Genomic DNA, 13,987 nt, shown 5'->3' with positions numbered 1-13,987 from the left:
GAATAGAAAATGGAAACCCTCTCAGACCAACAACTGTTGCGTTACAGCCGCCATATCCTGCTGCCAGAGCTGGACATCGAAGGGCAACAGGCACTGTTACAAGCCCGCGTCATGATCATTGGTCTTGGTGGCCTTGGTTCACCCGTCGCCCTGTATCTGGCCGCCAGTGGCATTGGCCAACTGCTGCTGGTCGACGATGACCAGGTCGAACTGTCCAATCTGCAACGCCAGATTGCCCACGCCGACGCCGACGTGGGCCGCGCCAAAGTAGATTCCGCAGCGGCACACATACAAGCGCTCAACCCAGACTGCCAGATAACGGCCATACAACGCCGCGCCGATAAAACCTGGCTGCAAAGCCAACTCGGCACGATAGACGTAGTACTCGACTGCACCGACAACGCCGACATTCGTTACCAACTGAACCAGGCCAGCCTCGCCACAAAAACACCCTGGATATCCGCCGCCGCCACCGGCACACAAGGACAATGGATCTGGTTTGACCCTACGGACAACAACAGCCCCTGCTATCGCTGCCTCTACCCAAACCTGACCACCAGTGGACTCAGCTGCGCCGACAGCGGCGTACTGGCACCGCTGGTAGGAGTGATTGGATCACTACAAGCACTGGAAGCACTGAAATTTATCGCCAACATAGGCGATACCCGCCCAGGCCGACTCAAAACATTCGACGCCCTTGCCGGAGAACAGCGCAGCTGGGAACTCCCCAAAAATCCACAATGCCCGGATTGCAGTCGCCCGGAGTAACCATCCGACATCCGTGGGGACTGCATCGCAGTGGGGACATATATAGACGCTCCCGCGGTGTCAAGGACGACTTCACCCTGGCACCTCCAAATGCCCTTCTTTTTTCCTGTTGACCCTTCGTCGTTCGTTGCGATGACAGTGGCAGTTCTGACATATATCCGGCTTCTGATCGGGATCAGCTCCCGCAGCCCTGATGAAATCCGAACCCTGGCACCTTTAACATCTATTCGATCTGGCCACGCCGATCGTGTCCCGCTCAGGCTCTACCAGGGACGGATTGCCCCGTTACATCATCAAACAACGACTACCCGATGGGTTCTTGCTTTCAGGCCGGATTAAAGACCGTTTGACGTGTCAAAACGCTCCAGATAATCCGCGCCAGTTTATGCGCAATGGCGACAACGCCCTTGTGCAATCCGCGACGCTGGACGATGTCTATCATCCAGCGCGCCAGATTTGTGTCTTCGTTTCGCTTGGCCCAGCGCAGTGTGTGACGTGCAGCCTGCACCAGTAGTTTTCTCAGGTAAGCATCACCACGTTTGGTGATCCCTGACATCACCGATTTATGACCACTGGCCTTTTGTCTCGGCGTTAACCCCGTCCACGCCGCAAAATCCCGGCTGTTATGAAAGACCTCCGCATTGCCCACCGTACTCTTGATGGCCGTCGCGATATGAGCCCCGATTCCAGGGATAGAGATCAGGTTCTGGCATTGCTGATCCTGTTCGCCATAACGCTTTAATTCTTCGTTAATGTGATCAATCCGACGCGATAACAGGTCATATTCAGTCAATGTCCAATTCAACTCCGACTGCATCATGCCAGACAGCTCACCTTGTTCCAGAATCTCGCGCAACCCTTTAAACACAGCATTGATCCCGATGGGAAAGATATAACCGTAGTCCGTCAACAAACCGCGCATCTGATTGCAAAGCGCAGTGCGATCCTTGACCAGCCGTTCTCGCATTCGATGCAGGCTCTGAACATCCTGTTGACCCAATGACTTGATCGGTACAAACCGGATATTGGGTCTCATGGATGCTTCATAAATGGCCAGAGCATCGTTCTGATCGTTCTTGTTGCCCCGCACAAATGGCGTGACATGCTGGGCCGGAATCAACAGTACCTGATGGCCTTGTTGCTGAAATAACCTGGCCCAATAATGCGAGGAATAACAGGCCTCCATGACGACTCTGGAGGGTGTTTGCTCCAGCATGAATTGCCTGAATTTCTCCCGGCTGAGGCGTAACTGCTTCGATACCTTGTTGTGCCCGGAGACGATGCAGATCTGAAAAACGGACTTTGCAAGATCGATGGCGATGGTACTAATATCATTCATGTGGACGCTCCTCATATTGACGTTTTGCTGGTAACAAAACCTTAGCGCATTTGACGCTGGATCCTATGGGGAGCGTCCATCTCATCATCTATTTAATCCTGCACGGCTCTGCGCGAGTGTTGCCGTTGTTCAGGGCAAGGCGGCGAATGCAGCGAAATGACGAGTCCTTTTCACATTCGTCAACACCGCACTGGACGGCGGCAACCCGTGCCCAGAGTGAGCACCGGATTAAATAGATGTCCCCATTACATTGTTTTTTTGTGATCGCCCGTGGCAACGTTGGGAAGTTCACGCCTTTTTCGATTGTCGCCTGATCAGCATCTTCCGGCACCGGATTGATGCAGACTTCTGCCGGTGGTAGCGGTACGTTCGGGCGGCTGTATCTGTACCTCAAATCAGCCGTCACGCAGGCTATTATTCGGACTGTCATTTTTGGCAGGCCGCTGAAAATAGTGGCAGTCGATTGGCTCGTTTCAGCGATTGCCTGGTTCTGTCTGGTCATTTTTTTGTTGTGAAGCGTTTAGTGTCTCTTGGTGGCTAGCTGCCAAGCTGCTGATTTTATTAATTATTTTTTTGCTGTAAATTTTAAATATTCCTGTACGGGAATATTGGCCTCGCTGTTGCTATCTCTAGGAGCCTGTCGGACTTGGGCGTTCGTTGCGAGTGCAAGACTGGTTGGCGCGATGTTTACGCGAATGTGAGGCGAATAGTGATTCTGTTTACCAAGAATTTGCGTAAAAAGAGCCAAATCCAGCTTTTCCGCAGTAGAGCAGACCTGAGCTAGACAGGCTCCTAGCTATCGACACACAACAAGATACACAACAAGAAGTGAGGCTGAGCATGGCGAGAATCATCGTATTGGGCGCAGGCACTGGCGGTATGGCCGGTGCGTATGAAATTCGTGAGCTGTTGGGCAAGGGTCATCAGGTGACGGTGATTAATGAGCGGGAAGATTTCCAGTTTGTGCCGTCCAATCCCTGGATTGCTGTGCGCTGGCGCGAACGTCCTGAAATCAGTTTTCCGATTCGTCCTTATCTGGAGAAGAAGGGCATCGAGTTTATTGCGTCGTCGGTGACGGCGATCGAGCCAGATAAGAATAGCCTGACGTTGAAGGATGGTTCGCAGCAGTCTTACGATTATCTGGTGATTTGTACCGGGCCAAAGCTTAATTTTGCGGCTATCGAAGGTGCCGGGCCTCACGGTGGTTTTACCCAGTCGGTCTGTACGCTGGATCATTCGGAAGCCTGTCGTGACGATGTTGATCAACTGATAGATGAGCCTGGGCCGGTGGTGGTTGGAGCCATGCCGGGGGCTTCGTGTTTTGGCCCGGCGTATGAGTATGCTTTTATTCTGGAGACTGAATTACGCAAGCGTAAGGTTCGTGACCGGGTGCCGATGACGTATATTTCCAGCGAGCCTTATATCGGCCATTTGGGTCTGGGTGGGGTGGGCGATTCCAAGTCGATGCTGGAAAGCGAGTTGCGTAACCGCCATATCAAGTGGATTACCAATGCCAGTGTGACGCGGGTGGAAGCGGGCATGATGTATGTGGATGAGCTGAATGACGATGGTTCTCTGAAGCAGCAGCATGAGGTGCCGTTCAAACATTCGATGATGTTGCCGTCGTTTGTTGGTGTTGATCCGGTGGCTGCGGTCGAGGGGCTGGTGAATCCGAAAGGTTTTGTGATTATTGATGAGTTCCAGCGTAATCCGACTTGGAAGAATATCTTTGCGGCGGGTGTCTGTGTGGCTATTCCACCGGTGGAGGTGACGCCAGTGCCTACCGGTACGCCAAAAACCGGTTATATGATTGAGTCGATGATGACGGCGATTGCTCACAATTTGCATGCCGATTTGGAAGGCGGTGTTGCGGATGCAAAGGGTACTTGGGCGGCGATTTGTCTGGCCGATATGGGGGATACGGGGGCGGCGTTTGTGGCGATTCCGCAGATTCCACCGCGTAATGTGACCTGGTTTAAGCAGGGTAAATGGGTGCATCTGGCCAAGGTGGCGTTTGAAAAGTACTTTATTCGTAAAATGAAAACCGGCTCCAGTGAGCCTGTGTTCGAGAAGTACACGCTCAAGGCGCTGGGAATTAACCGTCTGAAAGATGACTGATGCCTATTTTCAGACAATGCGCATTAAGCGCAGGGTCTCGCTCCCTATCAAATAGCCGTCGTGGTGAGTCGTTGAGTTGTGGTGATTTAGTCGCGGTGATTTAAAAGGTAGCGGCTATTGGCATCCTGCGAGCTGGGGGGCGAATGATGGTTTTTGGGTCAGGTAAGGCTATCTAACTAAGTCCACCTAAGGCTAAGGCTATCAGCAACGCTAATGCTGATAGCCTTTATTTTTTAACGGCTGTTTTATTCTTCGCCAAACAGTGAGCAGTCGATGTAGTCGCAGAGGCAGTGAATCACCAACAAGTGGACTTCCTGTATGCGGGCAGTCACTGTCGATGGCACGCGGATTTCAACATCGTCTGTGGTCAGCAGCGAGGCCATATCGCCGCCGTCTTTTCCTGATAGGGCAATGACGGTCATTTCCCGTTCATGGGCTGCTTGAATAGCCTGCACTACGTTGGCCGAGTTACCACTGGTGGATATCGCCAGCAGAATATCGCCCTTGTTGCCCAGTGCCCGGATCTGCTTGGAAAAGATTTCGTTGTAGCTGTAGTCGTTGGCAATCGACGTCATGGTGGATGAGTCGGTGGTCAGGGCGAACGCGGGCAGCCCTGGGCGTTCGCGTTCAAAACGGTTGAGCAGCTCGGAGGAAAAATGCTGGGCATCTCCGGCTGATCCACCGTTGCCACAGCTGAGAATCTTGTTGCCACCAAGAATGGCATTCACCATCGTCTGACCGCCTCGTTCGATAAAGGGAGGCAGTTGCTCGGCGGCGAGCGCCTTGGTTTCAATACTGTTGCCAAAATGGCTGATGATGCGATCTTGCACGGTGGTTCTCCGTCATCAGAAGCCGACAATGGTAATGCATCAATCGGGATAAGACCAAGGCTCGAGGGTGAATTGATTATCAAATACAGCAAGATTCAGAAGGCGTTTTGTATCCAGTCGAATGTTACCGGGTCGCCACAGCCGGACAACACATCAAAACGGCAGTCTGGTAACGGTTCGGCATACTGCTGTTGCAGGTAGTGTTCGGCGGCCAGGCGCAGTTTCTGTTGTTTGCTGACGGTTACCGTTTCTGCCCCGGAGCCATAAGAATTCCGTTTGCGATAACGCACTTCGATAAATACCAGTACGTTGTTGTGGTGAAAGATCAGGTCAATTTCGCCGCGGCGAGTGTAATAATTACGGGCTTCAAATTCTAGCCCGTGTCCCCGTAAAAACTGTTCAGCCGCTGCTTCTATTTGCTGGCCCATGGCGCGGCGGGAAACCTGGTGAATGGCCATTGGAAGACTGCTACTGCTGACTCAGCAGTGCCGGGCGGCCAGAGCGGAAAATAGCGCATTCACTTTGCCGATGGATGCGGCGCTGGGCATCCAGTTGGATGCTCCCGGTCTCTCCATCAAGGCGGTTGTCCGGGAAGGCTTGCAGTTGCGGCAGGCGTGGTAACAGGCGATAGGCATCAACCCCCAGCGCATACAGGCGCAGATACGGCCCCTGGCCGCTGTCACTGTTTTTTTCTACCTGGTTGTAAAGCTGACCACCTTCCAATACCCAGGGCAGGTCGCAAAACCGGATGCCGTTCAGGTCGCGATCATGGTTGGGGTCGGGTTGGCCGCTGTAAACGTGTGAGGTGGCGTAAACGGGCAGATCACCAGCGAAGTTGAATGCCAGTGTTGGTTTGATCTGGCGCGCTTGCTGTGGCTGGGCAACGAGGAATACCCAGTCGATATCCTGACGGCGACGGGGTTCAAATTCGGTTGATTGACGTAATAACTGGCGCATTAGCCGATTGCGGCTGGCGCTGTCGTCGACGTTCAGCAGTGCCTTGATATCCGGGTTGTAATCGCTCTGGCTGGTGTAAAAGCGGGTCTCGCCCAGTTCGCCGCCCAGTGCCAGCCAGTGATCCCGGAAAGCGGCAAAAATTCGCTCGCCCCAGGGGCCTTCAGGAATCATCACCAGTGCCCGGCGATGACCATCTGCCCAGGCTTGTTCGGCCACTTGAATAGCTTCATCTTCCGGAGCCAGGCCAAATTGATACAGATTAGCCGGTGTGCTGGCTTCGTTGTCGGGGCTTGGGTCACCATAGTTCAGCGCCAGTGTGGGAATCGCCAGTTCGGGGCGCTGTGCCAGCGTCACGACTTCTTGCTTGCTGACTGGCCCGACAATCCATTGAGCACCGGTCATTAACGCTTCGGCGTATCCCTGATCGACCGATTCTGTCCCTTGGCTGTCGAGCATGGTGAGTTCTGGGGTCGCTTGTCCTTTTTCCAGCGCCTGATAGTAGGCGGCCAGAAATCCGTCCCGAATTGCCTGCCCGGAAGCTGCCAATGGACCAGACAATGGCAACATGAGGGCAACACGTTCCGGGCGTTGGGCGGCAAGTGTCGACAGGTACGCCAGACTGCCCGGCAATTGGCGAGCAGCCGGGTGCAGCGGGTTACGGCTGCGCCATTGTTCCAATGCTGCGATTTGATCATCAAGGCTGAGGCCGGAATGTCGGGTCAGTATCGCCAGCTCCAGCCATTGTCCCAGTTCCGTGCCGGTATTTTGAGCACTCTTGTCATTCAGCTCTTCTTCCGACATGGCCATCAACTGGTTCCAGATGGCTTCATGGTTACTGTTGGCCAGCGTGCCTTGCAGTACCGGGGCAATAAATACCCGTTCTCGCACTGCCGCGTAATGTTCTCCGCGCTGACCATACCAGGTGGCGCGCAGTAAACTGATGCGAGCGTCTTGAGAGGGCGTTGCCTGGTCTCGCAAGGACTGCAGTCGTTCAAGAGAATATTCGGCGCTGTCGGGTTGTTCGGACTTCAGCGCCAGCACGGTGGCGACCAGCAGCTGATCAATACGCTCGCTATTACTCAGCTTGCGTTGCTCCAGCTGTTGCAAATACTGGCTGGCGTTGCCAAACTCGCCCCTTTCAATCGCTGAACCCGCGCGTTGCAGCAGCTCGGCATTACTGACCTGAACAGGCTGAACGGCCTTTTCTGAGGTGTGTGGAGGAGCAGTAGCGCACCCGGCAATACCTAACAGCATCACCGCTGTTGCGGTCGCCAAGAATTTCCATACCCCAGGTGTATTTCCCCGCATGAGCTCTCTTCCCGATTCTGTTAGCGCCACGCTGTACGTCGTGGCAACGCCAATAGGCAACCTGGCTGACCTGACCGAACGGGCCCGTCAGGTGCTGGGTGCCGTGAATTTAATTGCCTGCGAGGATACCAGACATACCCAGAGATTGCTCCAGCACCTGGGCCTGCGCAAGCCCATGTTATCGGTACACGATCACAATGAACGTGACCGTATTCAGCAGGTGATGGATCACCTGGATCAGGGCCGTGATATCGCCCTGGTATCCGATGCCGGTACGCCATTGATTTCTGATCCCGGTTATCCACTGGTACAGGCGCTGCGTCAGGCTGGCCACAAGGTGGTGCCGATTCCGGGTGCCAGTGCCATGATTACGGCGTTGTCGGCGGCCGGTTTGCCGACAGACCGGTTTACCTTTGAAGGGTTTTTGCCGCATAAAAGCAGTGGCCGTAAAGAGCGTCTGCGCGCCATTGCCCAAGACACCTGCACCCTAGTGTTTTATGAAGCCAAACACCGGATTCTCAATACCCTTGAAGATATGTCCGACGTGCTCGGTGATCAACGAGAAGCCGTGGTGGCGCGGGAGCTGACCAAAACCTTCGAGAGTTTTTATCGGGGCACTTTGATGGAGATTCACGCCCAGCTGTCCAGCCATGATGACCATCAAAAAGGTGAGTTTGTGGTGATGGTGACGGGGAATCCAGCGCCTGCACCGGCTTCTGAAATCGATACCGAACGGCTGTTCAAATTGTTGCTGGCGGAGCTGCCACCAAAAAAAGCAGCGGCGATCATTGCTGAACTGACCGGCGAAAATAAAAAAGAGCTGTATCAAAAAGCGCTTGATTGGAAGGATGCCTAGCCGCTCCTCGCTCTGTTCCAGGTCAGTTCCAGGTCAGCAGCTTGTCCGGGCCAGGGTTTGTTGCCTGTGCAGCGACTAGCAGCGACTAGCTGGTGCGTTACATGACATTTTTATGATAGTCTCCGCGCTGGAGTCGGCCAGACAGTCGTCGCTTGTGTGTTTCGGCATACAGGGGGAGGAAAGTCCGGGCTTCAAAGGGCAGGGTGCCAGGTAACGCCTGGGAGGCGTGAGCCTACGACCAGTGCAGCAGAGAGCAAACCGCCGATGGCCCCTTTTTCTTGTAAAAAGGTGGATCAGGTAAGGGTGAAAGGGTGCGGTAAGAGCGCACCGCGCGTCTGGCAACAGTTCGTGGCACGGTAAACTCCACCCGAAGCAAGACCAAATAGGTTCCCTACAGGCGCGGCCCGCGCTGGGAACGGGTAGGTCGCTTGAGCCAGTGAGCAATTGCTGGCCTAGATGAATGATTGTCCAAGACAGAACCCGGCTTATCGGCCGACTCCGGTTATTTAAAAACCCTCACTGGCTGTGCCAGTGAGGGTTTTTTTATGCTTCTTCTACCGGTTGACAGACGTCACTGGTTAACAGCGGCAGGTTGTCAAACAGTTCCTTGATGCCTTCAGACCAGGCTATTTGCACTTGATGGAACATCTCGTCGTCTTCCTGAAGACGGATCAGCCCTGGATTTTTCATGCCGCCCGTATGGTAGCAAACCAGATCCAGTGGCATCCCCACAGACAGATTGCTGCGCAGAGTTGAGTCCATCGAGATCAGACTGCAAAGCATGGCGCGATCAAGCGGTGTATTGAAGTTAATAATACGATCCAGTATCGGTTTGCCGTATTTGCTTTCGCCCACCTGAAAATAGGGGGTGTCTTCTCCGGCTTCAATAAAATTGCCTTGCGAATAGACGTTAAACAAGCGGTGCGGTTCGCCCTTGATCTGCCCACTCACCAGCATGCTGCAGCTGAAATCGACACCTTGGGACTGCCCCTGATCGCGCTTGATCACTTCTCTTATGGTTTTGCCCACCAGCTCGGCGACATCAAACATGGTCGGCACATTCAGTGCGTGGCGTTCGGCGTTGCGTATGGTGGTTTGCAACAGCGTAATGACACTTTGGGTGGTGGCCAGATTGCCAGCACTTTGCAGGAAAATAACCCGCTCTCCCGGTACTTCGAGAACATGCAGTTTGCGGAAGCTGGCGATATGGTCAACACCGGCATTGGTGCGGGAGTCGGATGTTAAAACCAGTCCGTTCTCGACTTTCAGTGCGACGCAGTAGGTCATGGTGCATGCTTCCTGTAAAAAGGCGATCTCTGCTGTACGCATACCCTTTGTGCACAGCGAGCGCCTGGTAAGATTGGCAGCCATTGTAATCGGCGAATATGTCGGGTCAATCACACAAGTGAACAGATTTACGGAATGCTGCTCACCGTCCTGAAACAGGTGGACTCGTCTTGGCGGCAAGCAAGTTCAGTGAGTTATCTTGCTTGTAACAAAGGCAATCAAGGTGCCCCGTTACACTCGGCATATTGGGTTCGGAGTTCGGTGCGATTGGTAAGTTAATCGTGGAGCGCCTTATTGCAAGCGTTATGCACCTTAAAGCCAAGTGTATCGATGGTAGATAATACCTACACGAAAAGCAGATCGACGCCTACATCCCAGACAACCAGTTCCGAAGCCATGATCCCAAGTTTGCTCATCAAAAAGAGAAATACGGCAAACTCTACCGAGCTACACCGACTGGATGAAACATCGAGTCGACAGCCCCCACGGCAAACAAATCTACAGCCACCGGATGTCCGTTGTCGAACCGGTCTTCGGCAACATCGGCACCAACAAAAGACTGAACCGCTTCAGCCTGAGAGGAAAAATCAAAGTACAGGGACAATGGCAACTGTATTGCCTGGTGCATAATGTAGAAAAACTGGCGAAATATGGGCATCTAAGCCCGTAAAACAGAATTAATACAGCCTTAGAACAGGCAAGGAAAGCGATATGGTATTTGGCTTATAGACGACCAAAGGCTGAAAACACAGAATAAACAAATGGTGGCCGATAAAAACCGGCAATCGAAAATAAATAACAAAGCACGAGCGGTTGGTGGAAAAAGTGGGTTAGAGACAGGTTTTTCTACAGACTCGTTAGTCGCCGGCCCTGAATCAAATGCAAAAGGAGAGTGTATGTCCAGTTCAAACATAAATAGCGTGTTTGCAGTTCTATCGGTCAGGAATCAAGACGAGGCAGTCAGGTGGTATGCCAATCTGCTCGGCCGGAACGCGATATGATCCCAGTGGAAGGCGTAGCGGAGTGGCAACTTGCCGATAGCGCCTGGCTTCAGGTAACCGTTGATTCTGAGAGAGCAGGTACTTCAACGGCCATAGTCGGTGTAAACGACATCGAGGCCCAATGCAGAACGTGCGCCGAGGCGAACGTGCCGTACTGCGAGGTGGTAGAGTATCCGGGCATCATTAAAATGATCGAAGTTATCGATCCCGACGGGAATAAGGTTGCGTTCGTCCAGGACATCTCGAGCGCCAGCCGATGGAACCGTTGTGTTTGAAAACTATCCATAGGGCTAACAAACGCAGGCACGGCGACAGCTTTTCCGTTGCGGCTTCGCTTCCACTACAAAGCTGCGCGTGCTGCGGGCGTTAGATTTTTCGCAGGAATCCTGAATGAAACATTGGACAGAGCCCAACGGGATATTCCTGATTCAAATTCCAACAGAGTGGCAATACTACAACCCTGTTGTGGAAGGCGAAGAGGAAAAGTCCCCATACAGCTTTCAGCCCTATGAAAACGCTAACGGGTGTTTTCAGATTAGCTGTTATCCACTAGAGGAAATAGCACCTAAACTTGCAGATAAGTATCCGAGTGGTGTGCCAGAGCTTAGATGGCAACCTTCTAGGATGGATGATTCAGAGTTCTGTGTTCACATGTTTTATGGGGCTTCAGCAGATCAGGCTTTAATCGGTAAATATATCCATGATGCAAGTCTCGATAACGATGAACAAATAAATGAAGAGCTCCGCTTAGTTGAAAAAATTCTAAAATCTGTGGTTATTGTCCCTCCTGGAGACCGAAAGCTTGCCTCTGATATGGAAAAGTTTGATCGATTCCAAGGATCGTTGGCTGCATCGTACGACCTTCTGGATAACGCCATAGAATCAGATTCGTTTGTGGAAGTGATTGCCGTTTCTGCTAATCAGATTGATGCATTTCTGAGGTTGAGCATAGTCATCGCCATCCAACTGAAGAATCAGACGGACGAGATCCCAATAAAATATCTTTTTCAAGCAGAAGATGAGCGAGGATTGATGGAGCGAAAAATATATGATAATGCTCTTAAGTATAATGTAATTAAAGACAATGACCACGAAGAGCTGAATTCCTTGTATGAGTTAAGAAATCGCGTAATACACAGGTATATCATATCTAATATAAAGACCCGAGACTTGCCTAGGATTGCACTCAGATATGTTGAGGCGTGTGAGAAAGTGCGTTTAATACTACGAGATCTTGAGAATAAACAAAAGGATTGCCAGTATGGCGTTTACGGGAAGAAATTTATGAAATTTCCGAGCCTTATGATGAGGCAATAAAACGTTTATTTGCTGATGTTAACGATAAGCACCTTATTCGTAAATTCGTGAGGAAGGTCACGAATTATTGAATCTAACAAATGCAGGCAAGGGACGCTCCTGACGTCGCGCCCCTGCTGCTGGCGTTCAGGCTGTAGAAAAACCTCCCAAACTTTGTAAAGATGGAGTTTTCTCCAAAGGAGTGACGGATCGGTGGTTTGCAACCCAGTTGTCAAAATAGCTGCGTTGAAGCAGTCTGTTTATTGAACTCAATCTCCTGCAATTTTCCAGGATTGAGCGAGACGGTTCCGACGAATTCCCAGTTTCGAATATCGCCAGATCAGCGCCTGGGGTTCAGACTCTCCGCTCGTTTATAAACCGCTTCACGTTTGGCTAACAGCTCTGTATCGAAAGTGAGCGATTGTCAGACTTTTGATGACCTTTAAAAAACAGCTGGGTAAACTTACGCAAAACTTATACAAACTGCTGCTGTTGAGGAATATTCATGTCATCCAATCAACCACCGTTCGGGGTGCTGCTGGTCAATCTGGGGACACCGGAGGCGCCGACCGCCAGTGCGGTGCGCAAGTATCTGGCGGAATTTTTGTGGGACCCTCGTGTGGTGGATGTTGCACGGCCATTGTGGTGGCTGATTTTACATGGCGTGATTTTACGTATTCGTCCTGCTCGGGTAGCCAAGGCCTATGCGTCGGTTTGGCGTGACGATGGTTCACCGTTGATGCATTTTTCGCTGTTACAGCAGCAAGCCTTAAAAAAGGCACTGAGCCAGCAGTATGACTGTGAGATTCCGGTTGCTCTTGCCATGACGTATGGCCAGCCGGATATGGAACAGGCAGGCAGAAGCCTGCGTCAGAGTGGCGTTAGCAATATGCTGGTACTGCCTTTGTATCCCCAGTATTCCGCTTCTACAACGGCGGCTGTGTTTGATCGGCTGGCGAAAGGGTTAAAAGCCTGCCCACATCTGCCCGGTATGCGCTGGATCAACAGTTACTATAACCATCCTTTGTATATCCAGGCGCTGGCTCAGTCGGTGCGGGATTATTGGCAGGCCCATGGCCGTGGTGATCGTTTGATGATGTCGTTTCATGGGATTCCGCAACGGTATGAAGATAACGGTGATCCTTATCCGGCACAGTGTCGGGAGACGGCGCACTTGTTGGCTGCTGAACTGCGTTTGCAACCAGAGCAGTGGATCTGTTCCTTTCAGTCGCGCTTTGGTCGGGAAGAGTGGGTCAAGCCTTATACCGACCATACGCTCAAAGCGTGGGGGACAGAAAAGGCCGGGCGGGTGGATATTATCAGTCCGGCGTTTGCCGTTGATTGTCTGGAAACCCTGGAAGAACTGGATGTTGAAAATCGCCACTTGTATCTCGAAGCGGGTGGTCGCGAGTACCACTACATTCCTTGCCTCAATGACCGTGAGGATCATATCCGCATGATGGTGGAACTGGTTATGGCCAACACAGCAGGGTGGCTTAAACCGAATGATAACTGATGTTTTGCAAGCAAAACTCAGCCCGGTTGAAGGACAGTTGGCGTGCAGATTCTGTGTTATCAGGACTGTTATAGGGCTTTTTATCGCCATTGTGGGCCTTTGTGACAGCCGGTAAATTGTCATAAAAACTTCTTTGACTTTGTTATGACTGCTCAATAATCTGCGTGATTGTAGACCCGGCGGGGAAGCTGGTTTATCGCCTCCAAATGATGTTGTGATTTGAATTGTTTGCGGGTGTAGGACGAACAAATCACAACCTCGTTGGCTGGAATCTGAGTATGAATATTTATGTGGGCAATTTGCCTTACTCCGCAACCAAAGAAGATTTGTCTGAGTTGTTTTCCGGGTTCGGAGCAGTAGGGCGAGCGACGGTGGTTATGGATCGTGAAACCAACCGCTCCAAAGGGTTTGGTTTTGTCGAAATGGCGGATGATGCAGCCGCAACGGCCGCCATCGAAGCGTTGAATAATACCGATCTCCATGGCCGGGCGTTACGTGTTAACGAAGCCAAGCCGCGTGAAGATCGCCCACGTACACCACGAGGCCCCCGCTGATCTGACTCGACCGCAGAGCGCCACGGACTTTTTGGCTGCTGGCGCTTTGTTTCTCTCTCGATCGTTTGTGGTGAGGTCTGCCTGATTGCTGTGAAAACCTGATCCAGAACCGGTATTTCTTCATTCGCCAGACATTGCGGAATTATTCTTCTGCCTA

At 52.1% G+C, this 13,987-nt stretch carries 13 protein-coding genes and 1 other RNA gene; 9 read left to right on the top strand and 5 right to left on the bottom strand.

Annotation, left to right across the window (positions count from 1 at the left end; translation table 11 throughout):
* Positions 1-9 precede the first annotated feature (9 nt).
* Positions 10-768: a ThiF family adenylyltransferase gene (locus SOJ49_RS13290; RefSeq protein ID WP_369854978.1), complete on the top strand. Its 759-nt coding sequence runs from the start codon at positions 10-12 to the stop codon at positions 766-768.
* 325 nt (positions 769-1,093) lie between these two features.
* Here the strand turns inward: SOJ49_RS13290 and SOJ49_RS13285 are convergent, their stop codons facing one another.
* Positions 1,094-2,107 carry an IS110 family transposase gene (locus SOJ49_RS13285; RefSeq protein ID WP_369854977.1) on the bottom strand — a complete coding sequence of 338 codons (1,014 nt, stop codon included), beginning with the start codon at positions 2,105-2,107 and terminating at the stop codon, positions 1,094-1,096.
* Positions 2,108-2,947: 840 nt separating this feature from the next.
* Here SOJ49_RS13285 and SOJ49_RS13280 point away from each other — a divergent pair.
* Positions 2,948-4,225: an NAD(P)/FAD-dependent oxidoreductase gene (locus SOJ49_RS13280; RefSeq protein ID WP_369854976.1), complete on the top strand. Its 1,278-nt coding sequence runs from the start codon at positions 2,948-2,950 to the stop codon at positions 4,223-4,225.
* 245 nt (positions 4,226-4,470) lie between these two features.
* Here SOJ49_RS13280 and SOJ49_RS13275 read toward each other — a convergent pair whose 3' ends face one another.
* The 3 genes from SOJ49_RS13275 to SOJ49_RS13265 form a co-directional block, all read right to left on the bottom strand.
* A complete protein-coding gene (locus SOJ49_RS13275; protein ID WP_369854975.1) occupies positions 4,471-5,055 on the bottom strand; it encodes a phosphoheptose isomerase in 585 nt (194 codons plus the stop codon).
* A gap of 95 nt (positions 5,056-5,150) precedes the next feature.
* The gene (locus tag SOJ49_RS13270) at positions 5,151-5,513 is read right to left on the bottom strand and encodes a YraN family protein (protein WP_369854974.1); all 363 of its coding nucleotides are present in this window, start codon (positions 5,511-5,513) and stop codon (positions 5,151-5,153) included.
* A 10-nt stretch (positions 5,514-5,523) separates the two neighbouring features.
* Positions 5,524-7,287 (bottom strand): penicillin-binding protein activator, encoded by a 1,764-nt coding sequence (locus SOJ49_RS13265; protein ID WP_369854973.1) that lies wholly within the window; start codon positions 7,285-7,287, stop codon positions 5,524-5,526.
* Between the two features lie 31 nt (positions 7,288-7,318).
* On the opposite strand from SOJ49_RS13265, the gene rsmI reads away from it, so the two are divergent.
* Positions 7,319-8,176, top strand: coding sequence for a 16S rRNA (cytidine(1402)-2'-O)-methyltransferase (gene rsmI, locus SOJ49_RS13260; protein WP_369854972.1), 858 nt, complete (start codon positions 7,319-7,321; stop codon positions 8,174-8,176).
* Positions 8,177-8,305: 129 nt separating this feature from the next.
* An RNA gene (rnpB, locus tag SOJ49_RS13255) (RNase P RNA component class A) lies at positions 8,306-8,680 on the top strand.
* A gap of 39 nt (positions 8,681-8,719) precedes the next feature.
* Here rnpB and SOJ49_RS13250 read toward each other — a convergent pair.
* Positions 8,720-9,463 (bottom strand): peptidase, encoded by a 744-nt coding sequence (locus SOJ49_RS13250; protein WP_369854971.1) that lies wholly within the window; start codon positions 9,461-9,463, stop codon positions 8,720-8,722.
* A 460-nt stretch (positions 9,464-9,923) separates the two neighbouring features.
* On the opposite strand from SOJ49_RS13250, the gene SOJ49_RS13245 reads away from it, so the two are divergent.
* The 5 genes from SOJ49_RS13245 to SOJ49_RS13225 all read left to right on the top strand — a co-directional run bounded on the left by SOJ49_RS13245 (position 9,924) and on the right by SOJ49_RS13225 (position 13,830).
* Positions 9,924-10,133 carry a transposase gene (locus SOJ49_RS13245; protein ID WP_369854970.1) on the top strand — a complete coding sequence of 70 codons (210 nt, stop codon included), beginning with the start codon at positions 9,924-9,926 and terminating at the stop codon, positions 10,131-10,133.
* A gap of 327 nt (positions 10,134-10,460) precedes the next feature.
* Positions 10,461-10,739 (top strand): VOC family protein, encoded by a 279-nt coding sequence (locus SOJ49_RS13240; RefSeq protein WP_369854969.1) that lies wholly within the window; start codon positions 10,461-10,463, stop codon positions 10,737-10,739.
* Between the two features lie 115 nt (positions 10,740-10,854).
* Positions 10,855-11,781: a hypothetical protein gene (locus SOJ49_RS13235; RefSeq protein ID WP_369854968.1), complete on the top strand. Its 927-nt coding sequence runs from the start codon at positions 10,855-10,857 to the stop codon at positions 11,779-11,781.
* Positions 11,782-12,265: 484 nt separating this feature from the next.
* A complete protein-coding gene (gene hemH, locus SOJ49_RS13230) occupies positions 12,266-13,276 on the top strand; it encodes a ferrochelatase (RefSeq protein WP_369854967.1) in 1,011 nt (336 codons plus the stop codon).
* Positions 13,277-13,554: 278 nt separating this feature from the next.
* A complete protein-coding gene (locus tag SOJ49_RS13225; RefSeq protein WP_369854966.1) occupies positions 13,555-13,830 on the top strand; it encodes an RNA recognition motif domain-containing protein in 276 nt (91 codons plus the stop codon).
* Positions 13,831-13,987: the final 157 nt, after the last annotated feature.

This window comes from Candidatus Thalassolituus haligoni (assembly GCF_041222825.1).
Classification (GTDB): domain Bacteria; phylum Pseudomonadota; class Gammaproteobacteria; order Pseudomonadales; family Oceanobacteraceae; genus Oceanobacter; species Oceanobacter antarcticus.
This window is presented reverse-complemented; position numbering and strand designations above follow the sequence as displayed.

Excerpts from the sequence above, each read along its gene's own strand:
- SOJ49_RS13290 (WP_369854978.1), top strand. The coding sequence starts at position 10 with ATGGAAACCCTCTCAGACCAACAACTGTTGCGTTACAGCCGCCATATC.
- SOJ49_RS13285 (WP_369854977.1), bottom strand. The coding sequence starts at position 2,107 with ATGAATGATATTAGTACCATCGCCATCGATCTTGCAAAGTCCGTTTTT.
- SOJ49_RS13280 (WP_369854976.1), top strand. The coding sequence starts at position 2,948 with ATGGCGAGAATCATCGTATTGGGCGCAGGCACTGGCGGTATGGCCGGT.
- SOJ49_RS13270 (WP_369854974.1), bottom strand. The coding sequence starts at position 5,513 with ATGGCCATTCACCAGGTTTCCCGCCGCGCCATGGGCCAGCAAATAGAA.
- rsmI (WP_369854972.1), top strand. The coding sequence starts at position 7,319 with ATGAGCTCTCTTCCCGATTCTGTTAGCGCCACGCTGTACGTCGTGGCA.
- SOJ49_RS13250 (WP_369854971.1), bottom strand. The coding sequence starts at position 9,463 with ATGACCTACTGCGTCGCACTGAAAGTCGAGAACGGACTGGTTTTAACA.
- SOJ49_RS13245 (WP_369854970.1), top strand. The coding sequence starts at position 9,924 with ATGAAACATCGAGTCGACAGCCCCCACGGCAAACAAATCTACAGCCAC.
- SOJ49_RS13240 (WP_369854969.1), top strand. The coding sequence starts at position 10,461 with ATGATCCCAGTGGAAGGCGTAGCGGAGTGGCAACTTGCCGATAGCGCC.
- SOJ49_RS13235 (WP_369854968.1), top strand. The coding sequence starts at position 10,855 with ATGAAACATTGGACAGAGCCCAACGGGATATTCCTGATTCAAATTCCA.
- hemH (WP_369854967.1), top strand. The coding sequence starts at position 12,266 with ATGTCATCCAATCAACCACCGTTCGGGGTGCTGCTGGTCAATCTGGGG.
- SOJ49_RS13225 (WP_369854966.1), top strand. The coding sequence starts at position 13,555 with ATGAATATTTATGTGGGCAATTTGCCTTACTCCGCAACCAAAGAAGAT.